This window comes from Streptomyces sp. ICN903 (assembly GCF_022015835.1).
Classification (GTDB): domain Bacteria; phylum Actinomycetota; class Actinomycetes; order Streptomycetales; family Streptomycetaceae; genus Streptomyces; species Streptomyces fenghuangensis.
Genome location: NZ_JAKMAY010000071.1, coordinates 1 through 22382 on the forward strand (window position 1 = coordinate 1; position 22382 = coordinate 22382).

The following is a 22382-nucleotide window of genomic DNA, read 5'->3' on the forward strand; positions in this document are numbered from 1 at the left end:
TGCTCGGCGAGTGCGTCGCCGACGCCTTCACCGTCCCGGCGCCCCAAGGCCGTGAGCGGCCCTCCGCCCCCTCGATCGGGCTGGAGGTCCTGCCCGGCGGCGGACCGGCCAACACCGCCGTGGCCCTCGCCCGGCTCGGCACCCCCACCCGCTTCCTGGGCAGACTGTCGCGGGACGTCTTCGGCCGCCTCTTCCGCGAGCACCTGGCCGCCTCCGGTGTAGACCTGGCCGCCGCGGTCGAGGCGGCCGAGCCCAGCACCCTGGCCGTCGCCGACGTCGACGCCGCCGGCCGCGCCGAGTACTCCTTCCACGCCGAGGGCACCGCCGACTGGCAGTGGACGGACGACGGGCTGGAGCGGGCCGCGTCCGGCCCCGCGGCCTGCCTGCACACCGGATCGCTGGCACTGGTGCGGCCGCCGGGCGGGGAGGCGGTGGAGCGGCTGCTGGAGAGGGTGCGCGGGCGGGCCACCGTCTCCGTCGACCCCAACGTCCGGCCGCTGCTGGTGGAGCCGGCCGTCTACCGCGAACGGCTGCCGCGCTGGTGCGCCGCGGCCGACATCCTGCGGCTGTCCGACGACGACCTCGGCCACCTCCTGCCCGGCGCCGGCGTGGAGGAGGCCGCCGCCGCCCTCCACGGCCACGGCGCGGCCCTGGTCGTCGTCACGCTCGGAGCGGAGGGCGCGTACGCCTCACTGGAGGGCGCGGGCGGCGCGGAGCGCGTACGGCTGAGGGTGCCGGCCGAGCCCACCGCCGTGGTGGACACCGTCGGCGCGGGCGACGCCTTCATGGGCGGCCTGCTGCACTCCCTCCACACCGCCGGGGCCCTCGGCGGGCGCCTGGACGGGCTGACCGCGGACACCTTGGAACAGGCCCTCGCCACCGGCGCCGCCGTAGCCGCCGCCACCTGCGCGGTCCGGGGCGCCGACCCGCCCCGGGCGCACCGGATGGGCCGCCGTACGCGCGGGTGAGCGCCCTACCGGCCGGTACGGGACCTTCGGCCCGCACCCCCCGCCGGGGCGGGACCTTCGGCCGCGGGGCCCCTTCGGCGACTCGCCGGGCGCACCGGGAGCGGCGAGCACGCCGGGACCGTCCGGCACGCCGTCGACACCCTGGTCGCACATGCCGTCAAGTCCCTCGAGGAATACGCCTCCTTCACCCAGGAGCAGGTCGACCACATCGTGCGGAAGGCCTCCCCGGCGGCCCTGACGAACCACTGCGAACCGGCCTAGCAGGCCGTCGCCGAGACCGGCCGGGGCGTGTGGTGCCGCGCACCGCGGCCCGCGGCATCGCCGGGCTGTCGGTCGCCGCCGACTCGCTCTCGGCGATCAAGCACGCACGGGTGCGGGTGATCCGTGACGCCACCGGGCCGGCCGTCGACCACGAGGTCGAGGGCGACCACCCGGCCTACGGCAACAACGGCGCCCGCGCCTCCGACGCCCTGCCGGCCGACACCGATCTGGTGCTGCCGGACATCAAGTCCTGGGAACCGGCGCTGTACCGGAAGGTCACCGGGGGCCGCGGCGAGATCGCCCCCACGGTGGCCTTCGCCCGCCGCCTGGCACTGCTGGGCAACGAGGTGTGGGTGCGGTTCGTGCTGGTCCCCGGCCTGACCGACGGGCCCGACAACATCGAGGGCGTCGCCGCGTTCGCGGCCTCCCTGGGCAACGTCTCCCGCGTCGACGTGCCGCCCTTCCACAAGCTGGGCTCCGCCAAGTGGGAGGCCGCCGGGAGGGCCTTCCCCTGGCCGGCACCCCCGTGCCCGCCCCGGAGCAGGTGGCCGCCGCCCGGGAGATCTTCGCCGGCCATGGCCTGTACGCGGTGTGAGCCCGGCGCGGGCACGTACCGGTACCGGCCCGCGCGTACCGGCCAGCGTGTCCGCACCGGTGTCCGCACCGCTGTGCGAACCGCGCGGTCCGCGGGGAAACCGGCAGGCCACGGTGTGAGCCGCGATCACCGGGCCGGATACGTTATGGGCGTGCAACCGGCCCCCTCACCCCCGAAGCGCTCCTCGAACCCGCTGCGCAGGGCGCGCGCCCTGTACCGCAACGTCCCCAAGCGGAAGCTCGCCTGGCTGCTGCTGAAGGACACCGTCAACTCCGCGATGGAGTACCGGATCCTGGGGCTGGCCGCCGAGGCGGCCTTCTTCACCCTGCTGTCGCTGCCGCCGCTGCTGCTGGGCCTGATCGGGCTGCTCGGCTACCTCGACGCATGGATCGGCACCGACACCATCGACAGCGTCCGCGCCAACATCCTGGACGCCTCCGCCGCCGTCCTGTCCGACCGGGGCGTCAGCCAGATCGCCGAACCGCTGATCGACGACGTGATCGAGGGCGGGCGACCCGACGTGATCTCCTTCGGCTTCGCGCTGGCACTGTGGTCCGGCTCGCGCACGATGAACGTCTTCATAGACACCATCACCGTCATGTACGGCCTCGACGGCCACCGCGGCATCGTCGCCACCCGGCTGCTGGCCTTCGGGCTGTACCTGATCGCGCTGCCGCTGGGCGCGGTCGCCCTGCCGCTGCTGATCGTCGGGCCGGACGCGGTGGTCGGCTGGGTGCCGCAGGTGGAACTGCTGGTCGAGGCCTTCTACTGGCCCGTGGTGGTGGTCGTCTCCATCGCCTTCCTCACCACGCTGTACCACGTCTCGGTGCCGGTGCGCTCCCCCTGGGTGGAGGACGTACCCGGCGCGCTGGTCGCCCTGCTGATGTGGATCGCCGGCAGCTTCCTGCTGCGCCTGTACCTCACGCGCACGGTGGACGGGCCGTCGCTGTACGGCTCGCTGGCCGCGCCCGTGGCCGTACTGCTGTGGATCGGCGTCTCGGCCTTCGCGGTCCTGGTGGGTGCGGCCGTCAACGCCGCCATCGACCATGTGTGGCCCTCGGTCACCACCGCCGCCGCCCGCCGCGCCAGCGAACGGGCCCGTGAGCAGGCCGCCGCCGAGGTCGTCGCCGCGGCGGCGGCGCGGCGCGCGATGCGGGGGGCCGAGGGCGGCGGGGACGAGGGGGAGGCCGGAGAGGCGCCCGAGCCGCCCGCGGAGTTCCCCGAGCGCTGGACGAAGTTCCTGCCGCCGTCCGACATACGCTCCCGGCTGCGCTCCCGCCGCCGCGACCACTGACGGCCGACGGCGGGCCGACCACTGACGGCCGACGGCGGGCCGGGAGGCCGGAAAGGCCCCCGGCCCGCCGTGTGCCGGTGGTCGCCGGGTCGGGTCACCCCCTCTTGTGTGCGCGGCTGCTCTTGCCGCCCTTCCGGCCGAGGGCCAGCAGCGCCAGCCCGAGGAGGAAGACGATTCCTCCGGTGATCACATTGGTGAGGATCGTCCTGGCGGTGTCCACGTTGCCGGCCACCAGCCAGGGGGAGATCACCGTCCAGGCGCCGATCGCGCACACGGCCATGCTCAGTCCGTAGGCGCGCTCGAACGCCACCGCGAGCGCCAGTCCGATCACCGCGAGGGCGATGCCGGTGACGAAGTTGTTGACGGTCAGCGAGTTGAACTGGCTGAACCCCACGATCCATGGAGACGCCAGCAGGAAGACGCCGGCCAGCACGGTCAGCGCCTCCATCCCCTGCGCCGTCGGCGACGCCGAGGCCTCCGCGTAGCGCGCACGCATCCCGATCAGATCAGGGTGTTCCTCGATGCGTGACGTGGGTGTGGCCATCTGAGCCACCTCCTATGAGACTTTCACCCTTATGCTCTAATTTTCCACCAAATGGCAGGCTATGTCTTCCCGGGGAGCGCTTCTGTCCGGGCGACCCGTGAGGTTCCCCCGGACGGGTGAAGGCGGCCGGGAAAACCGGTGGCGTGCGAGCCGTTCGCCGTCCTAGGGTCGGCGACGCGAGGGCCCGGGAGGCCCTGGAGGGGCCTGATCGACCTTGATCGGTACGGCCCCGGGGAAGCCGTCGACGATACGGGAACGGGAGGTGGGCCCCATGGCTGCCGACACCGCCGCCGCGGGCGCGACCCGCGGCGACATGCCCGCCGAGCCGTTCGGCCCCGGCGGTTCCAGCCCGTCCTGCTGCGCCGGATGGCCGACTTCCAGCTGGACCTGATGCTCGGCGCGCTGCGCGCTGGACGCCGACCGGGCCGAGATGTGCGAGACCAACCGCCGTTCGCCGCGCTCCCGCGGCGCGGCGGTCCGCTGCCGCTCCGTCCTCGGCGAACCGGAGGCGGACGAGCCGCGCCGGGTGGGCGACCTGGACTGCCGGGCGCTGCGCTGGCCGCTGCCGCTGTGGCCGGACCTGCGCCTGGATGTGCTGACCGCGCCGCCCGGCGCGGTGTGGAACGATTGACGTCCTCTCCCGCCTGAAGGGGCGGGGGATTCCCTCCCTGGCGCCCGTCGGGACGGCGCGCCTTGAGCCGGGTTCCTGTTTCATCGGGTCCTGCCCTGCCGAAGCCGGGTCCTACGGTCCCTCCGCAGGCGTTTCAGTTGTCCGCCCGTCCGGCGGCCAACACGATGCGGGCCGCGTTCACGTCCCGGTCGTGGGTGGTCCGGCATCCCTGGCACGTCCACTGCCGGACGTGCAGGGGCTTGGGCCCGTCGATGACGAAGCACACGGAGCACATCTGCGAGGTGGGCAGGAACCTGTCCACCTTGGTGAAGGTCCGCCCGTACCGGGCGGCCTTGTACTCCAGCATGGCTGTGAACTGCGCCCATCCGGCATCGTGGACGGACTTGGCCAGGCGGGTGCGGGCGAGGCCCTTCACCGACAGGTCTTCCACCGCGATCAGTTGGTTCTCCCGAACGATGGCGGTCGACAGTTTGTGGTGATGGTCCCTGCGCGCGTCCGCGACGTGGGCGTGCAGCCGTGCCACGCGGGCAACGGCCTTCCTCCGGTTGTTGCTGCTCTTCGCCTTGCGGGACAGAGCTTGCTGCGCCTTCCTGAGTTTCCGCTCCGCTCGGCGCAGGAAGCGTGGGGAGGACACCTTGCGGCCGTCCGAGAGGACCGCGAAGTGCGTGAGACCGAGGTCGATGCCGACCTCGCCACCCGTCTTTGGCAGTGCCTCTTCCGGGCCGGTCTCGATGACGAAGCTCGCGAAGTACCTGTCCGCGGCGTCCTTCACCACGGTGACCGATGACGGGTTCGAGGGCAGCGCACGTGACCAGCGGACGGCGACGTCGCCGACCTTCGGCAGCCGTAGTTTCCCGTCCGGGGTGATCGACCACCGGTCCGACTTGGTGTACCGGGCGGTCTGCCGGTTGTCCCGCTTCGATTTGAACCGGGGCTCGCCGATCTTCGGGCCCTTCCGCTCCCCGGACAGGGAGTCGAAGAAGTTCCGGTACGCGGTGTCCAGGTCGCGGAGCGCCTGCTGCATGACACCGACCGGCGCGTTGGACAGCCATGCCCGTTCGGGGGTGCGTTTCGCCTGCGTGATGAGCTGCTTGGACAGGTCGCCGGTCTTCGGGAACGGCAGCTTCGCGGCGTGCGCGTCCTTCCGGATGCGGAGCGCGTCGTTGTACACCACTCGCGCGCACCCGAATGTCCGGGCGAGCGCTGTGCGCTGGCCCGGCGTCGGATGGACGCGGAAGGAGTACCGGAGCTGCATGGTCTCACCTTAGCTCCATAATGGGACCAGTGCCAGAATGGGACCATGACCAAGCATGTGAACCTCCGGTTGCCGGACGACCTGCACGAACGCGCCGTCGCCGCGGCCGCCGACGACGACCGTTCCCTGAACTCATGGCTGATCTCCGTAGTGCGGCGAGCCGTTGAGTCGGGTGGCACACCGGACCACCCGGGCGGCAACCCGACCACCTCCGCCCCGTTACGCGGGAAACCGGTCACACCTCCGGACTGAAGGACCGGAGCACCCACCTACACTCAGGTGGCGCCTCCTGGGTTGATACGGGAGGGCGGCGGGGCGAGCGCCAGCCGCCGCGCACGGTGGAGGACCTGCTGCCGTGGACGTGCACGGTGGACGAGGTCGCCCGCGCCTTCGCGCCCGCCCGGCCGATGGAGGGCTCGGCACCCACCCGGTGGCGGCTGGCCTTCACCGCCCCGGACCGGGAGGGAAAGCGGCACGAGGTGATCGCGGAGTTCACCTGGGGGCTGCTCCAGCGGCTCCCGGAGCACTGACGGCGCGGGCGGCCGCGTGCCCGGCCGCCGCGTACCGCCCGTCGTGCCCGGCGTCCGGGCGCCCCGGGCGACCCGCCGCGGAGACTCGGGCCCCCGGGTGCCGCCGTCCCGGGCCCGCTACGCCGGGGACCGGGCGGAAGGGCTCTGCCCGCTCTCGCCGGGGCGTGCGGGCGCCGAAGGAACCGTACTCCGGCGCGGGCACGGGTGCCCGGCGGTCACGGCGCCGCCGTCGCGCCCCGGCCCGACAGGGCCAGGCGCAGCCCCGCCTCCACCAGGGCCCAGCCGACCCGGCGGCGTACCGTACCGGCCCTGCGAGGAGGCGGGGCCGTACGCCGGGCGGAGCGCGCCAGGCGCTGATCGTCCGCCTCGCGCCGTAACGCGGCGGCGCGGTCCAGGGCGAGGCGGAGGCGGATCTCGGGATGCGGAGGGTGCACGGATGCCTCCTGGGTCCGGGCCGGCGGAGCCGGCGGGTTCGGTCAGTCCTCGGCGCGAGGGAAGGAGTGCAGGTGGACGCGGACGCGCTCGGCTCGCTCGTCACCGGCGGCCTTCTCCCGGTAGCTCTCGACCAGTTCGTGGAGCCTGGCGTTGAGTTCGCCCGCCAGTTCGGGGGTGAGCCGCAGTGTGAAGCTGCTGAGGTCGGACGCCTCCCGCCACTCCTCGGGCCAGTCCCGCATGGTGCCGAGCCAGGTGTTCAGGTCGCGTGAGTGGCGGGTGGCGGTCTCGTGCATCAGCAGGGACAGCGCGCCCCGCACCTCGGGGTCGGGGTGCCGGTCGATCTCCCCGAGGTCGTCCAGCCGCGTGCCCCGCTGCGTGGCCCGCCACCAGCGCTCGCGCGCGGTGCCGCGTGCGGTGTCCTCCTCGACGAAGCCGTGTGCGGCGAGCTGCCGCAGGTGGTAGCTGGTCGCCCCGCTGGACTCGTCGAGCCGGTCGGCCAGGCGGGAGGCCGTGGCGGGACCGTACTCCTGCAGGGCGTCGAGGATGCGGATGCGCAGGGGGTGGGCCAGGGCGCGCAGCGAGCGCGGATCGAGCGAGCGGATGGGCGGTCGGGGGTCCGTCACGCGTTGACCGTACCAATGCGAAACAATCTTTGCAAAGTATTCTTTGCAGAGCTTCCTTTGGAAGGATGGGAACAGACTTCATCGTCGCGTCCGATTTCCGCCAGTGGCGGGCGGCCGCACGGCGCACACTGGATCGCGTGATGGACGACGAGGCCAGGTACGAGGCGGTCCGCAGCCGCGACGAGCGGTTCGACGGAGTCTTCTTCACCGGTGTGCTGACCACCGGCATCTACTGCCGCCCCAGCTGTCCGGCGGTCACCCCCAAGCGGGGCAACGTGCGCTTCTTCCCCTCGGCCGCCGCCGCCCAGCGGGCGGGCCTGAGGGCGTGCCGCCGCTGCCGGCCCGACGCCGTGCCGGGGTCGGCCGAGTGGAACACGCGGGCCGACCTCACCGGCCGCGCGATGCGGATGATCGCCGACGGCGTCGTGGACCGCGAGGGCGTCGAGGGGCTCGCCCGGCGACTGGGCTACAGCGCCCGCCAGATACACCGCCGGCTCACCGCCGACCTCGGCGCCGGCCCCGTGGCCCTGGCCCGCGCCCAGCGGACGCACACCGCCAGGGTGCTGCTCCAGACGACCGCGCTGCCGGTCACCGAGATCGCCTTCGCCTCCGGCTTCGCCAGCGTGCGGCAGTTCAACGACACCATCCGCGAGGCCCACGCCTGCACCCCGCGCGAACTGCGCGCCCGCGGCCGGGCCCGGGCGGCGGCCCGGGCCCGGGAGGCCGCCGAGGGCGGGGGAGTGGCGCTGCGGCTGGCCCACCGGGGCCCGTACGCGGCCGCGGAGATCTTCGGCTTCCTCCAGCGACGGGCCGTCCCCGGCGTCGAGGAGGTCACCGGGGAGGCCGGTGCCCGCACCTACCGGCGCACCCTCACCCTGCCCCACGGCCACGGCATCGCGGAGGTCCGCGAGAGGGCGGACGAGGCGGACGGCGGTCCGGGAAGCGGCTGGCTGCCGTGCCGGCTGCACCTGGCCGACCTGCGGGACCTGACCACCGCCGTGCAGCGGATGCGGCGGCTGTTCGACCTGGACGCCGACCCGTACGCCGTCGCCGACCGGCTGGGCCGCGACCCGCTGCTCGGCCCCCTGGTCCGCAGGCTGCCGGGACTGCGCTCGCCGGGCGCGTCCGACCCGCACGAGGCGGCGGTGCGCGCCGTACTCGGCCAGCAGGTCACCGTGGGCGCGGCCCGTACGCTGACGGGCGCGCTCGTGGCGGCGTACGGCAAGCCGCTGCCCGCCCCCGACGGCGGACTCACCCACCTCTTCCCCGACCCCGGGATCCTCGCCGGGGCACCCCTGGAGGAGTTGAGCATGCCCGGCTCCCGCCGCCGGGCGGTGCGCGCGGTCGCCGCCGCCCTCGCCGACGGCGCCCTCGTCCTCGACCCCGGAGCCGACCGGGACGAGGCCGAGCGGGCCCTGCTCGGCCTGCCCGGCATCGGCCCGTGGACGGCCGGCTACGTCCGGATGCGCGCACTGGGCGACCCCGACGTCCTCCTGGCCGGCGACGCGGGGGTGCGGCACGGGATGGAGCGGATCGGGGCCCGCGCGCCGGACGCCGAACGCTGGCGCCCCTGGCGCTCCTACGCCCTGCACCACCTGTGGAACGCCACCCTCACCCCGCCCCCGACCGAAACCGAGAACGAGACCGCGGAGAAGCGATGAGCACCCTCTACACCACCTGCCCCAGCCCGCTGGGCGAGCTGCTGATCGCCGGCCCCGAGCCCGGCGTGGTGGCCTCGGTCAGCGTGCCCGGCCAGAAGGGCGGCGCCCGTGTGCTGCCCGGCTGGCGGCGCGACGACGCGGCCTTCGCCGGCGTGGTGCGGCAGTTCGACGCCTACTTCGCCGGGGAACTCAAGGAGTTCGACCTCGTCCTGGCCCCCGAGGGATCGGAGTTCCGCAGGCGGGTGTGGGCCGCCCTGGAGCGCATCCCCTACGGAGCCACCGTCACCTACGGCGAACTCGCCGCCATGGCGGGCCTGGAGCCGAACTCGGTGCGGGCCGTCGGGGGAGCGGTGGGCGCCAACCCGCTGACGGTGCTGCGCCCCTGCCACCGCGTCATCGGCGCGAGCGGATCGCTGACGGGATACGCGGGTGGACTGGAGCGCAAGAAGCTGCTGCTCACTCTCGAAGGGGTGCTGTGAGGGCGCCGTGAGGGTGCCGTGAGCCGCGTGCCGCGGACCGCCGGGAGCGCCGGTGAAGCGGTACGGCCGCCGCGGCCGGTGGGAACCGGCCGCGGCGGCCGCGGGAGAGAACCGGGAGGATCAGCCGAACTGCTTCTCGATGGCGGCGAGTTTGGCCTCCAGCGAGTCCAGCCGGGGGCTGGTCAGGCTCTCCTCGGAGCCGAACGCGTCCGCCGGGCGGGGCGGGTCCACCTTGCGCAGCCCGTCCGCCCCCAGCGCGCCGCCGGCGTCCTCCGAGGCGGCCCCCAGCGCGGCGCGCGGCCGCGCGGGCTGCGGGGAGCCCGCGCTGACCTCCAGCTCCACCTGCTGCGCGTCGGCGCCGCGGCCCAGCCGGCTGATCGCCCGCAGCCGGGCCCGCTCCAGCTTCCGCTGCTCGCGCTTGCGGGCGCGCTCCTCCTCCTTGCGGCGGCGGTCCTCGCGGACCTCGTCGACCGCCTCGTCCAGTGTCCGCACGCCCTCCAGCAGCATCAGCGACCAGGCGGCGTAGGTCTCGCGCGGGGCGCGCAGCCAGCGCACCACCCGGATCTGCGGCAGCGGACGCGGCACCAGGCCCTGCTCGCGCAGGGCCGCGCGCCGGGTCTGCTTGAGCGCCCGGTCGAAGAGGATGGCCGCCGCGATCGACATGCCCGCGAAGAACTGCGGGGCGCCCGCGTGCTCGTCGCCGCGCGGGGCGTGCACCCAGTTGAACCACGCCGCGGCGCCCGCGAAGAGCCACACCAGCAGCCGCGAGCCGAGGGAGGCGTCACCGTGGCTGGCCTCGCGCACGGCGATGACGGCGGAGAACATCGCCGCGCCGTCCAGGCCGAAGGGGACCAGGAACTCCCAGCCCCCCGACAGGCCCAGGTTCTGCCGGCCGAATCCCACCAGGCCGTGGAAGGAGAGCGCGGCGGCGACGCCCGCGCAGCAGAACAGCAGGACGTAGGAGGCGATGGCGTAGACCGTCTCCTTGCGTCGGCGGCGCTCCTCCATGCGCTCCCAGGAGTCCGCCGCCTGGTCGTCATCGGTCCTGTGGCGTCCGCTTCCGCGGCCCATCAGCACGACCGCGACCAGGGCGCCGACGAGCAGTACGGCACCCGCCAGCACCCAGTTCATCGATATGTCCGTCAGTCTCATCCGGGGGTGTCCCTTGCCTGGCGGCATGCCGTCAAGACGGCCCCGCCGTGCTCGCGTTGGCTTCGTTGACCCGCAGCATCCTGGCGGAAAAAAGATTGTGTGGCAGGGCCTTTGGGCCCAAAGAACCGCCGAGGGTGGCCAGAACGTGCGAACAGGAGTGTAGCGAGCCGCAAACACCGCCGATCACCGGCCGGATGCTCGAATCCTCAAGGGAGTTCACCCCGCCCGCCCCGTCCGTCCGTCCCGCATGGCCGGCCCGGCCCGTTCCGGGTGCTCCCCGGCGCGGGGGACGGGCGGTGGATCAGGCGCGCGCGGCGCTCAGCCGCTCCACCCGGTCGGCGTCGCAGGTGCGCGGGCAGGTGACGCAGGTGTCCTGCGGGCGCAGCGTGTAGAACATGCAGCAACTCGCCCGGTCCCGGGTGGGGTACCTCTCGCCGTCCGGCCCGGACAGCTCACGGAAGGCGGCGCCCCGGGGGAACGGGGCGACCGAGCCCGGCAGCAGCAGCTCGGCCTCGGCCATCGCGCGCCGCTCCTCGCCCAGCAGGTGGCCGATGTACCACAGGCCCTCGGTGATCTCGTCCGTCGCCATGCCCCACAGCGCGCGCGGTCCGCGGCGCATGCGCGGCCCGAACGCCTCGAGGAGGGGACCGAGGTGCTCGGCCACCGACTCCCGCACGGCCGCCCGCAGCGCCTCCTCGCCGTGGACGACACGGGCGCCGGGCAGGGCGGCGGCCGGATCACCGGGCAGGCAGGAGAACTCCTCGGCGCACACCGTCATCCGGCCCGAGGCGCGGTCGTAGGCCACCGAACCCACCGGGAGGCGCGGCACCCGGCGGTGCAGGAACCAGGGGAGCGTCACCAGCAGGCAGACCGACCAGGCGTAGCGGTGCAGACCGAAGCCGGCGACCACATCGGGCCGGGCCCGCTCGCCGTAGTCGCGCCGCACCTGCTCGTCGTCCCAGGCCAGGAAGGCGTCCAGAACGGCCCCGCCCTCGGCCAGCTCCGCCGCCCGCACCCAGCCACCGCCGCGCGGCAGCTCACCGGCCTCCCGCACCTCGGTGACCCGCAGGCCGGGGAAGACCTCGGCCAGGCGGTCGTAGGCCGCGGCCAGCGGCGACGCGGTGGGCGCCTCGGGGGCGGGGGCGAGGGTGCACATGGCCATGCGGGTACCACCGAATCGACGGCTATAACAGGTAAGGCTTACCTTAGCTCACATGATCGGTGCCGGTGCAAGGTCCGTCCGTACGAGTGGTGCGCGTCACTCGGCGGGATCCTCGGCCGGTGCAGGGGTCGGGGCCGGCTCCGGGGGCCGCTCCCCGTCCTCCTCCGCCAGTCGGCCGGCCAGCCAGCTCGGTACCCCGCCCAGCAGACGGAACAGCCGCCGCGCCTCGGCCCGGAGCCGCTCCGCCTCCGGCTCCGGCTGGACGTCCGCCAGAGCCACCAGGGCCGGCGCCATGCCCACCAGATAACCCAGCTCCTCGCGCAGGCGGAGCGACTCGGCGAAGCCGTGCCGCGCCTCGGTGAGCTCACCGCCGCGCAGGGCCAGTCCGGCCAGATGCCGCCAGGTGAAGGAGCACAGCAGCGCGTCCCCCTGGGCGGTGGCGGCGGCGTGCGCCCGGCGGTACGCCGCCCGCGCCGCCTGGGGGCTGTCCCCGAAGTGCTCGGTCATCAGGCCGCGCCGGAAGTCCAGCATCGCCCGCCGGGGGGAGTCGGGCGGCAGCAGCGCGGCGGCCCGCCCCAGCGCGGCACGGGCCTCGTCGGCCCGGTCGCGTACGGCCAGCACCGTCGCGGCGTAGGCCAGATGGCCGCGCTCGCAGGCGGCCGCGCCGCGTTCCTCGTCGGTCGCCGCCAAGGCCTCGGCCACCCGCAGCGCCTCCTCGGCGCGTTCCCAGCCGTCGGCGGTGAACATGCAGCGCTCCACCAGCAACCCCGCCCGCCGCAGCGCCGCCCCGGCGTCGTCCCGCGCCACCTCCGGCTCCAGCAGCGCCGCCGCGTCCTCCCAGCAGCCGCGCGACCTCAGCCGCCACACCGCGTGGTCGAGCGGACCGTCCTCCGCCCCGGCACCCGGCCCCGACCCCGCGCCCGATCCCGCACCCTCCAGCCGTACCGAACGTGACATGGCGGTCTCCGCCACAGTGCCCTCCCCAACCAAGCGCGCCGTCGAGCCGGATGTGAGCGAATCCCAGCACGAACACCGGGGCCCCGCCAAGGGGTAAGTGTGAACGGTTTCACAATCTTGGTCAGCTCTTGACACGCCCCGGACGGCGTGCGTCACCGGCCGTCGAGGTCACTCGTCCCACCAGCGGTCGTCCGGCTCGCGCCGGTTGGCGACGACCGCCGCGACCGGCGGGATGGCCATGGCCACCACGCACATCGCGATCGCCAGCGGGACCGACCACAGGCGCACGAAGGCCCACGCGCCGACGAAGAGGGCCAGGCACAGACCCATCAGCGCGAAGTAGCGGCGCCGCCTGCGCGCGTACACCCTTCCAGCGTAGGACGGGGGCCGGTCCGGGCGGCTGCCTCAGCGCATGCGCAGGGCGAGGAGGAAGTCCACCCGGTCCTCCAGCCGCGACAGGTCGCGGCCGGTGAGCCGCTCGATGCGGCCCACCCGGTAGCGCAGGGTGTTGACGTGCAGGTGGAGGCGGGCGGCGCAGCGCGTCCAGGAGCCCTCGGAGGCGAGGAACGCCTCCAGGGTGGGAACCAGCTCGGCGCGGTGGCGCCGGTCGTACTCGTACAGCGGGTCCAGCAGCCGGGCGGTGAAGGCGCGGCGCACGTCGTCGGGCACGAAGGGCAGCAGCAGGACGTGGGAGGCCAGCTCCTCGTGACCGGCCGCGCAGACCCGCCCCGGCCGGGCGGCGGCCACACGGCGGGCGTGACGGGCCTCCTCCAGGGCCCCGCGCAGGCCCTCGGCGGAGTGGACGGCGGCGCTGACGCCCAGGGTCAGCCGCCCCTCCGGTCCGCCGAGGCCGTCCAGGCCGCGCTCCAGCGGGGTCCGCAGCGCGTCGAGCAGGGCGGTGGCCGCGAACGCGCCCTCGGCGCCGGCGGACGGCCCGGACCCCTCGCCGCCGCCCCCCTCACCGCTCTCCTCACCGCTCTCCTCGCCGCCGCTCCCCCGCCCGGGAGCCGCCGCGAGCGGGACGAGCGCGACGGCCTCCCCGCCGGCCGGCACCACCGCGACCCGGTCCGCCGCGTCCCGGCCGCCGGCCGGACCGGCCAGCGCCTCCTCCAGCAGGGCCCCGGCGGCCCGGGCCCGCTCCTCCTCGGACAGGCCGGGACCGTCCTCCCAGTCCAGCCGGGCGACGACCACCTGCCACAGGGGCGCGGCCCCGGACCCGGGCAGCAGTGCGGACGCCGTCACCCGCAGCCGGGCGGCGACCTCGGCCGACGGAGCGCCGGAACGCAGCAGCTCCAGCACCTCCCCGGCCAGGCGGCGGCCCACCGAGCGGGCGGCGTCCCGCCGCTCGCGCTCGGCCGCGATCAGCCGGGTGACACCGTGCAGCAGGTCCAGCCGCTCGGCCGGCCACTCGTCCGCGTCGGCCTCCACGGCCAGCAGCCAGCCCGACAGCGCCGACAGCACCGCCTCGCGGGGGTCTGCCCCCTCCCCGCCGGCCGGCGGTCCGCCCACCGGGAACAGCGAGTACACCGTCTCGCCGGCCACCGCGCGGTGCGGACCGGGGCGCCCCGCCCGCAGTGCCGCCAGGTGCTCGCCCGCCAGGCGGGTGCGGACCGCGGCCGGCAGCCGGTCCGTACCGGACCCGGCGACCGGGCGGCCGGCGGGGGAGAGCACCCACGCCCGCAGGTCCAGGTCGGAGCCCAGCAGGTCCAGCACCGCGTCCGGGCCGCCGCCCGCCGGGTCCGGGGACATCAGCCGCCGGTGCCGCTCCACCACGGCGGCCAGATCGCCGGCCCGCTCGCCGGAGACCTGCCGCACCACGTGCTCGGTGACGGTGGCGAAGGCGACCTTCTCGTCCACCGAGAACAGCGGCAGCCGGTGCCGTGCGCAGGCCGCCACCAGATCGGCCGGCACCGGGCCCAGCTCCGCCTCGCCCGCCGCCAGCGCTGCCACGCCCGCGGCGGCCAGGATGCGCACGAACGGTTCGGAGTCCTCGGGGCCGCGCCGCCAGGCCAGCCCCGTCAGGACCAGCTCACCGCCCGACAGGTAGCGGCTCGGGTCGCGCAGGTCGGTGGTCATCACACCCCGCACCGGCCGGTCGAGCTCCTCCTCGCCGCTCAGGAGCCGCAGCCCCAGCCAGGGGCCGTCCAGGAGTGCGCGCAACCGCATCGTCGTCGTCCGCCGATCTTTCCGTACCACTGGTGCCGTACCGCCGGTGCGCGGGGCGCGTGTGCCGCGCCCCGGCTCCCGCGGGCCTTCGTTCGAATCTACAAGACCTGCTCGTGGGCCGTACGGGTGCTTCGTGCCGACGGTGACCGCACCGGCAGGTCGGCGAGCCGGTCCGCCGGGGGCGTGCGGTGTAACACGGGTGTAGCCGCCCGATCCCCGCACGCCCGCCCGGCACCGGATCCCGCCGCGTCCCGGCGGCGGGGAGGCCCCGCGACCGACCGAGAAGGACCGACGACATGGACTTCCCGCGCCACGCCGACCGGGAGCCGGCCGACCGGGAGGCGGTGCCCGCCGCCGACTCCGAGCGCCCGAGCGGCCGATGAGCCCGAAGGACCCCGGTGGACCCGAGCGCCCCGAGCGCCCCGAGAGGCCCGGGGGCTCCGGAAAGGCGGAGCGTTCCGGGAGGCCCGAGGACCCCCGGGTGGTCGGCCCCCCGCCCTCCGGGGGGTCGCGCGTGGACCGCTGGTTCCACATCTCCCGCCGCGGGTCCACGGTCGCGCGCGAGGTGCGCGGCGGCGTCACCACCTTCATGGCGATGGCGTACATCCTGCTGCTCAACCCCGTGCTGCTGTCCGTCCCCGACCGCTACGGGAACCGGCTGGAGGCCGCCGAGGTGATCACCGCGACAGCGCTGGCCGCGGCCGTCACCACCGTCGCCATGGGTGTGATCGGCCGCGCTCCGCTGGCGCTGGCGGCCGGGCTGGGAGTCTCCGGCGTGCTGGCAACCCAGGTCGCCCCAGAGGTGAGCTGGCCGCAGGCGATGGGGATGTGCGTGATCTACGGCTCGGTGATCATCCTGCTGGTGGTCACCGGGATGCGCGAGCGGATCATGAACGCCATCCCGACGGCGCTCAAACACGCCATCACCATCGGCATCGGCCTGTTCATCGCGATGGTCGGCCTGGTCAACGCGGGCTTCGTCGGCCTGGGCGAACCGGGCTCCCCGGTCACCCTCGGACAGGGCGGCCGGCTGACCGGCTGGCCGGTGCTGGCCTTCTGCGTCACCCTGCTGCTGATCTTCATGCTGCTGGCCCGCGGGGTGCCCGGCGCCCTCCTGATCGGCATCGCCGTCGGCACCGCCTTCTCGATGGCCGTCACCGCCGCCTTCGGCATCGGTGGCGAGGAGTGGGGCGGTGCCGTGCCCGAGTTCCCCGAGCGGCTGGTCTCCGCCCCCGACTTCGGCCTGCTGGGGAACGTGGAGATCGGCGGCCTGGCGGGACTGGGCGTCACCGGCTTCACCATGATCGTCTTCACTCTGGTGCTGGCCGGGTTCTTCGACGCGATGGCCACCATCATCGCCGTCGGCCACGAGGCGGGCCTGACCGACGAGCGGGAGCGGATGCCGGGGCTGGGCCGGGCACTGCTGGTGGACGGCGCGGGCGGGGTGGTCGGGGGTGTGGCGAGCGCGTCGGGCCAGACGGTCTTCATCGAGTCGGCCACGGGCGTGGGCGAGGGCGCGCGTACGGGGCTGTCCGCCGTCGTCACCGGGCTGCTGTTCGCGGCGGCGCTGCTGTTCACCCCGCTGGCGCTGATCGTGCCCGGCCAGGTGGCCTCCGCCGCGCTGGTCGTCATCGGCGCGATGATGATGCAGAACTCCCGGTACGTGGACTGGACCGACCGCACCACGGCGATCCCGGTCTTCCTCACCGTCGTCCTGATGCCCTTCACCTACTCGATCACCACCGGCATCGGCGCCGGCGTCATCGCCTACACGGTCGTGCGCACGGCGGTGGGGCGCTGGCGCGAACCGGGGGTGCTCATGTGGCTGCTGACGGCGGTGTTCCTCGTCCACTTCGCGGTGGGGGGCACAGGAGGGGCGTAGGGGAGCCGGCCGGTGCCGGACCGGACGACCGTCCGGTCCGGCACCGAGGGGGCACCGTCGGCCCCGGTCAGTCCCGCGGGCCCTCCAGCATCTCGGCCCAGCCGCTCTGGACCATCGTCTGGAAGCGCCAGACGCCGCCCCGGCGCACCAGGATGTCCGCGTAGCGCATGCGGTGCTCCTCGCCCCCCGCCGTCATCACCGAGTCGGTGAACACCACGACGAGGCTGGAGGAGAGGAAGAACGGGGTGCGCGCCGACTCGAAGCGGACCTCCCCGTCCCCCGCGCCGCCCATCACCGCGTTCATCGTCTCGGTGTAGCGCCGCCGGTCCCACTGGTCGGTCCGGCCGTCGCCGCCGGAGCCGTCGGTCACCAGATTGAGCGGGAAGACGGCCATGCCGGCCATGCGCTCGATGTTCTCCGGGGTGGGGGAGGAGGCGAGTTCGTCGTAGGAGGCGAACCACTCCTCCAGACTCCGCAGGTCCTCCTCGGTCGGGGTGTAGCCGGTCAGGGCCGCGGCGGTCTCGGTGTTCTGCAGCAAGGCTCTCCATTCATCAATTTTGACTAGTTGCGGGAAGGGTAGCGCCCGCCGTCTCGGTAGGCAAACTTGATTAATCGAGCCTCCGTGTATCCCGCGCACCTCCGCGGATCCCCGCCTCCCGCCTCCGGTGGGCCGCGGAACCTCCGCGCGCCGGATGCGGCACGCGGGCCGAAGCGTGTGGACGGCGGTCGGCGCGGGCATCCGTCCCTCCGGCCGAGGTCCACTTCTCCACGGAGGCGACATGAGCGAGACCCCGCACGGCCGGTTACCGCACCGCCCGCACGGGCCGGCCCGGGAGGACGGCTTCCCCGGGGAACTCTCCGGCGTCGTCCTGGACGCGCCCGACCCCCGCACCCTCGCCGCCTTCTACCGGCGGCTTCTGGGCTGGGAGACCGTCAGGGACGAGCCCGACTGGGTGAGCCTGAAGGGACCGGGCGCCACCAAGCTCTCCTTCCAGACCGAGCCGGAGTACCGGCCGCCCACCTGGCCCGGTAGAAGCGACCGCCAGCAGATGATGCTCCACCTGGACTTCCGGGTCGACGACCTCGAAGCCGCCCACGAGCACGCCGTCGCGGCCGGTGCCACCCTCGCCGACTTCCAGCCCCAGGACGGCGTACGGGTCTACACCGACCCGGTCGGACACGTGTTCTGCCTTTTCGTCGACGACTGACTCCGCGCCCCGGCGGGCAGTCCCGCCGGGGCGCGGAGTCAGCGCGGGCCGCCGGTGTCCAGCAGCGCGTGCGCCGCCTCGTTGACCGGCTGCGGAGTGCCCGCCAGGTCCAGCGTGAAGAGCGGCAGACCGAGAGCGTCCGCGCGGCCGAGCGCCTGGCGGGTGTAGCCCGCCAGGGAGAAGCAGACGGCCACCGCCGACTCGTTGAGGCCGTGCAGCCACAGCGTCTCGACGGCGTCCGGCCCGGTCGGCGAGGTGGTGGGATCCACCCGGGCCAGGACCTCGGGCCCGCGCAGATCGACGCCCGGGACCGGAAGGGCCCCGGCCACGGGGCGCACCCGCTCGAAACCCAGCCAGTCCAGGAAGAGCGCGGCGGCCGTCACCACGTCCCGGGCGGTACGGATGGCGACCGGCTGGAAGTCGGGCCGTCCGCCGGCCGCCCCCGGCGAAGACGTGCCCGGCGCCTCCTCGCCGCCGGCCACGGCGGACGGGAAGGCCGCACCGGAGAGCCGGCCGGGTGACTGGCCGGGGGGCCGGCCGGAGGGCTCGGCGAGGGGAGGCCGCAGCAGCGCGCCGCACGGGCAGCCCAGCTCCGGCCGGGGCCACTCGTCGTACCGCCCGCAGGCGGAGCAGCGCAGCGTCAGCCAGGAGTCGGCCCACACGCGGTGCCGGACCCGTACGGGAATCCCGCCGTGCAGCAGCGCGGGCGCCACGGGGGCGCCGCAGCGGCACGGATAGGAGGGCACGATGTAGAGGTGCTCACGACGGCACTGGGGGCACCGCACCGGCACGGTCTCTGCCAATCTCGGCTCCAGGCGGACGGTCGGGCCGAAGGGCCGCGGGGACAAGGGGCTCGCCGGCCCATCGTCCCCGACGAAGGCGCCCGCCGGGAACGGGTTCGCACGGCCGCGGCGCCCCGCGGCGGACCGGAGGATCGAATTCCGGTCATATTCCCCCGGCAGCCCCGCCGCCCGGTGCCCGGCAGCCCGGCGGCCCCGGCGACCCCGCGTGCGGTGCGTCGCCGCCCGGTGCCCGGCGCGGCTCAGTCCAGCAGCTCGTACGCCGGCAGGGTCAGAGACTCCGCGAAGTCCCCGTCCAGCGCCACCCGCAGCAGCAGGTCGTGCGCCTGCCGCCACCTGCCCGCCGCGTACGCCTCCTCGCCCAGCCCGGCGCGGATGTCCGCCAGGTCCTCGGCGGCCAGCGAACGCACCAGTTCGGGGGTGACCTCCTCCCCGGTGTCCAGCACCACGCCGGCGTCGACCCACTGCCAGATCTGGGAGCGCGAGATCTCGGCGGTCGCGGCGTCCTCCATCAGCCCGAAGATCGCCACGGCGCCCTGGCCCCGCAGCCATGCCTCGATTTGACATCCTCCCCGGCCTAAAGGCCGGGGATTTCCGCCTGCTCCCACACGGGCTGTGTGGGTTGCTTCGGGTGGGTTCCCGCTTCGCCGCGCGGTGCGGGCACGGGTGCCCGTCTTACCAGCGCTCCACGGGCTGACACGGCCAGTCCGGCCGCCCTGGCGACGTTGACCGCCGCGTTGATGTCCCGGTCCAGCACCGCCCCGCACGCCGGGCAGGTCCACACCCGGATGTGCAGGGGCTTGGGACCGTCCTTCACGCCGCAGGCCGAGCACACCTGGGAGGTGGGCTCGAAGCGGCCGATCCGGATAAAGGTGCGCCCGTAGCGGGCGGCCTTGTACTCCAGCATGGCCACGAACGCCGACCATCCGGCATCGTGCACGGACCTGGCCAGGCGGGTACGCGCGAGTCCCTTCACACACAGGTCCTCCACCGCGACCGCTTGGTTCTCGCGGATCAGCTTCGTGGAGAGCTGATGGTGGAACTCGCGGCGCGCGTCCGCGACCTTCGCGTGCGCCCGTGCGACACGGATCCTGGCCTTGTCCCGGTTCCTGCTGCCCCGCTCCTAGCGGGACAGGTCCCGCTGCGCCTTCCTCAGCCGCTTCTCCGCTCGGCGCAGAAACCGCGGACTGTCGATCTTCGTGCCGTCGGAGAGGACCGCGAAGTGCCCCAAGCCGAGATCGATACCCACTTCCGGAGACGTCTTGGGCAGAACTTCCTCCGGGCCGGTCTCCACGGTGAAGCTCGCGAAGTACCGGCCCACGCTATCCAGCACCCCCGTCCACCTCGACCGGAACATGTGTACGGTCCGTCACCGCATCGCCCGCCCGCGCGTTTCCCGACCCCCGGCCCAAAGGGACCGGCACCCCGTCCTCGCCGGGCCGGCCGGCGGTGCGCCACCCGGCACCGTCAAGCAAGGAAATCGAGCGGCCCGACCAGCCGCTCCGACCCGGGCTGAAGCGAACAGCGCGGACCCGTTGCCCACCGAGGCCGGAGCGGGCTGATGATTCGCTTTACCACCGGGCTGAAGCCTGATGCACCGTGAACAGACCCAGTAGTGCCTGCCCCGGGCGCGGTGAAGTCGATGCGGCGGCGGGCAGGGGCCGTTTCCACCGGTACGTTCCGCCGCCGCGGACCAGTCTCCCCACCGCCGCGGACCAGTCTCCCCACCGCGGCGGCCCGGGGCCCGCCGGGCCCGGGCCCGATGGCCTGAACCACGCCCCGGATCTCGCCCTCCGTGTAGCGCGATGTGCGGAGAGTGGCGTTTACTGTGCGCACCCCTTTCCCGGCCGTACGCCGCCGGGAGGGGCCGGACCGCGAGCCCTCGACGGACGCGGAGCGGCGGCGCAACGACGGGGGAGCGCCGCGCGGGACCGGGAACGGGAAGACGGAGCACGGCGGAGCACGACAGCAGACGACAACCGACGACGACGGACGACGAGGAACACAGCATCCGTGTGGGGGGAGCTGCGTTGCGGAGAGAAGCGGTAGGACGCCGGACGGTCGTCCACGGACAGGACGACCCGCGGGTCGTCGCACTGCGGCGGGCCGTGTCCCGCCTGCACCGGGAACTCGCCGGTTACCGCGCACAACTGGCGGACCGGCAGATAGCCGAGGACGAACTGGCCGCCGTGGACGCCGAGCTCCGCGCCGGTGCCCCCGAGGTCGCCCGGCTGCGCCACTCGCTGCTGCTGATCGCGGGGGCGGTCGGTTCGGTGAGCGCGCTGGCCGAGGCGCTGGCGGAGGTGCGCAAGGCCGTCGAGCTGTTCGGCGCGCCGGCGCCCTGACGGAAGGCGCCTCCGTGCCCCGTGCTCCGGCGGCCGGGCGCGCGGGCCGGCCTGCGGCCGGGAGGTCCAGTGCGGCCCCGTACGGCCCGTTTCGGCCCGCCCGCGGTTCGCCGGGCGACCTGGCCGGATAACGATGTCGCCGCAGGACCTCCCGCTGGCATCATCGGCGGCGGACGGCCACACAGGGGGAGGCGCGGATGAGCACGGACGAGCGGGCAGCGGTCGATCTGGCTTCCCTGGGCGAGGACTTCGTCCGCGACCCCTATCCCGTCTACGCCGAACTGCGGGCCCGCGGCCCGGTGCACCGGGTGCGGACGCCCGAGGGAGCCGAGGCCTGGCTGGTCGTCGGATACGAGGAGGCACGGGCCGTCCTGGCCGACCCGCGCCTGTCCAAGCACTGGAGCAACGCCTCGCCCGCCCTGCCGGTGGGCCCTTTGGCGTCCGGGGTCAGCATGCTCAGCTCCGACCCGCCGGACCACACCAGGCTGCGCAGGCTGGTCGCCCGCGAGTTCACCGCGCGGCGCACGGCGGCCCTGGAGCCGAGGGTGCGGGAGATCGCCGACGGGCTGCTGGAGGCGATGCTGAAGGAGCCGGACCGGCGGGCCGACCTGGTGGACGCCTACGCCTTCCCGCTTCCCATCACGGTCATCTGCGAGCTGCTGGGCGTGCCGTTCCTGGACCGGGACGCCTTCCGGGCCTGGTCGGCCACCGTCGTCGGGGACGCGGGCTTCGAGGAGAAGAGGGCCGCGAACGAGGCCGTCACCGCGTACCTCACCGAGCTGCTGGAGGAGAAGCGCCGGCAGCCGGGCGAGGACCTGCTGAGCGCCCTGCTGCACACCGCCGACGAGGACGGCGACCGGCTGTCGGCCGAGGAGCTGCTCGGCATGGCCTGGCTGCTGCTCATCGCGGGCCACGAGACCACCGTCAACCTGATCGCGAACGGCACCCTCGCCCTGCTCACCCACCCCGACCAGCTCGCGCTGCTGCGCTCGGACCCCTCCCTGACCGAGGGCGCGGTCGAGGAGATGCTGCGCTACGACGGCCCGGTCGAGACGCCCACCTACCGCTTCACCACCGAGCCCGTCGAGGTCGGCGGGACGGTGATCCCCGGCGGCGGGGAGCTGGTGCTGGCGGCCCTGGCCGACGCCAACCGCGACCCGGGACGCTTCGCGGACCCCGGCCGCTTCGACATCCGCCGCGAACCCCGCGGCCACCTCGCCTTCGGGCACGGCATCCACCACTGCCTGGGCGCCCCGCTGGCCCGGCTGGAGGGCCGCGTCGCCGTCCGCGCGCTGCTGGACCGCTGCCCGGACCTGGCCCTCGACATCCACCCCGCGGCCGTCTCCTGGCGGCAGGGCATGCTCATCCGCGGCCCGCACCGCCTTCCGGTGCGCTTCTGAGGGACCGCCCCTTCCGGCCCGGCCGGCCCCTCAC

At 74.5% G+C, this 22382-nt stretch carries 21 protein-coding genes and 3 pseudogenes; 11 read left to right on the forward strand and 13 right to left on the reverse strand.

Annotated elements, in window-relative coordinates:
* Positions 1-968: carbohydrate kinase (locus L7D48_RS10015; protein WP_237878633.1), on the forward strand; the 968-nt coding region annotated here is incomplete at its 5' end.
* Between the two features lie 1007 nt (positions 969-1975).
* Entirely contained in the window at positions 1976-3118 is a 1143-nt protein-coding gene (locus L7D48_RS10020; protein ID WP_279950281.1) for a YihY/virulence factor BrkB family protein, read from the forward strand.
* A gap of 94 nt (positions 3119-3212) precedes the next feature.
* Here L7D48_RS10020 and L7D48_RS10025 read toward each other — a convergent pair whose 3' ends face one another.
* Entirely contained in the window at positions 3213-3662 is a 450-nt protein-coding gene (locus tag L7D48_RS10025; protein WP_237878634.1) for an SPW repeat protein, read from the reverse strand.
* A 430-nt stretch (positions 3663-4092) separates the two neighbouring features.
* Between L7D48_RS10025 and L7D48_RS10030 the strand changes: the two genes are divergently transcribed.
* Entirely contained in the window at positions 4093-4293 is a 201-nt protein-coding gene (locus L7D48_RS10030; protein WP_308312269.1) for a hypothetical protein, read from the forward strand.
* A 133-nt stretch (positions 4294-4426) separates the two neighbouring features.
* Here L7D48_RS10030 and L7D48_RS10035 read toward each other — a convergent pair whose 3' ends face one another.
* Positions 4427-5548, reverse strand: coding sequence for an RNA-guided endonuclease TnpB family protein (locus tag L7D48_RS10035; protein ID WP_308312270.1), 1122 nt, complete (start codon positions 5546-5548; stop codon positions 4427-4429).
* A gap of 45 nt (positions 5549-5593) precedes the next feature.
* On the opposite strand from L7D48_RS10035, the gene L7D48_RS10040 reads away from it, so the two are divergent.
* Together L7D48_RS10040 and L7D48_RS10045 are read left to right on the forward strand one after the other, a co-directional pair.
* Positions 5594-5800 carry a toxin-antitoxin system HicB family antitoxin gene (locus L7D48_RS10040; RefSeq protein WP_237878635.1) on the forward strand — a complete coding sequence of 69 codons (207 nt, stop codon included), beginning with the start codon at positions 5594-5596 and terminating at the stop codon, positions 5798-5800.
* An 80-nt stretch (positions 5801-5880) separates the two neighbouring features.
* Positions 5881-6078: pseudogene (locus L7D48_RS10045) on the forward strand (hypothetical protein); the annotation flags it as partial.
* 215 nt (positions 6079-6293) lie between these two features.
* On the opposite strand, the gene L7D48_RS10050 reads toward L7D48_RS10045, so the two are convergent.
* Entirely contained in the window at positions 6294-6512 is a 219-nt protein-coding gene (locus tag L7D48_RS10050) for a hypothetical protein (RefSeq protein WP_237878636.1), read from the reverse strand.
* A 42-nt stretch (positions 6513-6554) separates the two neighbouring features.
* Positions 6555-7136: a helix-turn-helix domain-containing protein gene (locus L7D48_RS10055; protein ID WP_237878637.1), complete on the reverse strand. Its 582-nt coding sequence runs from the start codon at positions 7134-7136 to the stop codon at positions 6555-6557.
* A 140-nt stretch (positions 7137-7276) separates the two neighbouring features.
* On the opposite strand from L7D48_RS10055, the gene L7D48_RS10060 reads away from it, so the two are divergent.
* Positions 7277-8797: an AlkA N-terminal domain-containing protein gene (locus tag L7D48_RS10060; protein WP_256462663.1), complete on the forward strand. Its 1521-nt coding sequence runs from the start codon at positions 7277-7279 to the stop codon at positions 8795-8797.
* Positions 8794-9276, forward strand: a complete 483-nt coding sequence (locus L7D48_RS10065; RefSeq protein ID WP_237878638.1) for a methylated-DNA--[protein]-cysteine S-methyltransferase — start codon at positions 8794-8796, stop codon at positions 9274-9276. The genes L7D48_RS10060 and L7D48_RS10065 overlap by 4 nt, the downstream gene beginning before the upstream one ends.
* A 120-nt stretch (positions 9277-9396) precedes the next feature.
* Here L7D48_RS10065 and L7D48_RS10070 read toward each other — a convergent pair whose 3' ends face one another.
* The 5 genes from L7D48_RS10070 to L7D48_RS10090 all read right to left on the reverse strand — a co-directional run bounded on the left by L7D48_RS10070 (position 9397) and on the right by L7D48_RS10090 (position 14713).
* Positions 9397-10428 carry a DUF2637 domain-containing protein gene (locus tag L7D48_RS10070; RefSeq protein ID WP_237878639.1) on the reverse strand — a complete coding sequence of 344 codons (1032 nt, stop codon included), beginning with the start codon at positions 10426-10428 and terminating at the stop codon, positions 9397-9399.
* A 301-nt stretch (positions 10429-10729) separates the two neighbouring features.
* On the reverse strand, positions 10730-11584 hold the full coding sequence (locus L7D48_RS10075) for a (2Fe-2S)-binding protein (RefSeq protein ID WP_237878640.1): 855 nt from the start codon (positions 11582-11584) through the stop codon (positions 10730-10732).
* Positions 11585-11686: 102 nt separating this feature from the next.
* Positions 11687-12547, reverse strand: a complete 861-nt coding sequence (locus tag L7D48_RS10080) for a hypothetical protein (RefSeq protein ID WP_237878641.1) — start codon at positions 12545-12547, stop codon at positions 11687-11689.
* 168 nt (positions 12548-12715) lie between these two features.
* Entirely contained in the window at positions 12716-12913 is a 198-nt protein-coding gene (locus tag L7D48_RS10085; protein WP_279950275.1) for a DUF3099 domain-containing protein, read from the reverse strand.
* Between the two features lie 39 nt (positions 12914-12952).
* Complete coding sequence (locus tag L7D48_RS10090) at positions 12953-14713, reverse strand: PucR family transcriptional regulator (protein ID WP_237878642.1); 1761 nt, start codon at positions 14711-14713, stop codon at positions 12953-12955.
* Positions 14714-15092: 379 nt separating this feature from the next.
* Here L7D48_RS10090 and L7D48_RS10095 point away from each other — a divergent pair, with 379 nt between their 5' ends.
* A complete protein-coding gene (locus L7D48_RS10095; RefSeq protein ID WP_237878643.1) occupies positions 15093-16595 on the forward strand; it encodes an NCS2 family permease in 1503 nt (500 codons plus the stop codon).
* 67 nt (positions 16596-16662) lie between these two features.
* On the opposite strand, the gene L7D48_RS10100 is transcribed toward L7D48_RS10095, so the two are convergent.
* Positions 16663-17133, reverse strand: coding sequence for a nuclear transport factor 2 family protein (locus L7D48_RS10100; RefSeq protein WP_237878644.1), 471 nt, complete (start codon positions 17131-17133; stop codon positions 16663-16665).
* Between the two features lie 241 nt (positions 17134-17374).
* On the opposite strand from L7D48_RS10100, the gene L7D48_RS10105 reads away from it, so the two are divergent.
* Entirely contained in the window at positions 17375-17803 is a 429-nt protein-coding gene (locus L7D48_RS10105) for a VOC family protein (RefSeq protein ID WP_237878645.1), read from the forward strand.
* Between the two features lie 38 nt (positions 17804-17841).
* Here L7D48_RS10105 and L7D48_RS10110 read toward each other — a convergent pair whose 3' ends face one another.
* The 3 genes and pseudogenes from L7D48_RS10110 to L7D48_RS10120 all read right to left on the reverse strand — a co-directional run.
* On the reverse strand, positions 17842-18606 hold the full coding sequence (locus tag L7D48_RS10110) for a hypothetical protein (RefSeq protein ID WP_237878646.1): 765 nt from the start codon (positions 18604-18606) through the stop codon (positions 17842-17844).
* Positions 18607-18845: 239 nt separating this feature from the next.
* Positions 18846-19163: pseudogene (locus L7D48_RS10115) on the reverse strand (malate synthase A); the annotation flags it as partial.
* Between the two features lie 17 nt (positions 19164-19180).
* Positions 19181-19936, reverse strand: a pseudogene (locus tag L7D48_RS10120) (RNA-guided endonuclease TnpB family protein); the annotation flags it as partial.
* 697 nt (positions 19937-20633) lie between these two features.
* On the opposite strand from L7D48_RS10120, the gene L7D48_RS10125 reads away from it, so the two are divergent.
* Positions 20634-20948, forward strand: a complete 315-nt coding sequence (locus tag L7D48_RS10125; RefSeq protein ID WP_237878647.1) for a DUF5955 family protein — start codon at positions 20634-20636, stop codon at positions 20946-20948.
* Positions 20949-21145: 197 nt separating this feature from the next.
* Positions 21146-22348, forward strand: coding sequence for a cytochrome P450 (locus L7D48_RS10130; protein WP_237878648.1), 1203 nt, complete (start codon positions 21146-21148; stop codon positions 22346-22348).
* Positions 22349-22382 lie beyond the last annotated feature (34 nt).

Coding starts and splice junctions, on each gene's coding strand:
- L7D48_RS10025 (WP_237878634.1), bottom strand. CDS start 3,662: ATGGCCACACCCACGTCACGCATCGAGGAACACCCTGATCTGATCGGG.
- L7D48_RS10030 (WP_308312269.1), top strand. CDS start 4,093: ATGTGCGAGACCAACCGCCGTTCGCCGCGCTCCCGCGGCGCGGCGGTC.
- L7D48_RS10035 (WP_308312270.1), bottom strand. CDS start 5,548: ATGCAGCTCCGGTACTCCTTCCGCGTCCATCCGACGCCGGGCCAGCGC.
- L7D48_RS10040 (WP_237878635.1), top strand. CDS start 5,594: ATGACCAAGCATGTGAACCTCCGGTTGCCGGACGACCTGCACGAACGC.
- L7D48_RS10060 (WP_256462663.1), top strand. CDS start 7,277: ATGGACGACGAGGCCAGGTACGAGGCGGTCCGCAGCCGCGACGAGCGG.
- L7D48_RS10065 (WP_237878638.1), top strand. CDS start 8,794: ATGAGCACCCTCTACACCACCTGCCCCAGCCCGCTGGGCGAGCTGCTG.
- L7D48_RS10070 (WP_237878639.1), bottom strand. CDS start 10,428: ATGAGACTGACGGACATATCGATGAACTGGGTGCTGGCGGGTGCCGTA.
- L7D48_RS10075 (WP_237878640.1), bottom strand. CDS start 11,584: ATGTGCACCCTCGCCCCCGCCCCCGAGGCGCCCACCGCGTCGCCGCTG.
- L7D48_RS10080 (WP_237878641.1), bottom strand. CDS start 12,547: ATGTCACGTTCGGTACGGCTGGAGGGTGCGGGATCGGGCGCGGGGTCG.
- L7D48_RS10090 (WP_237878642.1), bottom strand. CDS start 14,713: ATGCGGTTGCGCGCACTCCTGGACGGCCCCTGGCTGGGGCTGCGGCTC.
- L7D48_RS10095 (WP_237878643.1), top strand. CDS start 15,093: ATGAGCCCGAAGGACCCCGGTGGACCCGAGCGCCCCGAGCGCCCCGAG.
- L7D48_RS10105 (WP_237878645.1), top strand. CDS start 17,375: ATGAGCGAGACCCCGCACGGCCGGTTACCGCACCGCCCGCACGGGCCG.
- L7D48_RS10130 (WP_237878648.1), top strand. CDS start 21,146: ATGAGCACGGACGAGCGGGCAGCGGTCGATCTGGCTTCCCTGGGCGAG.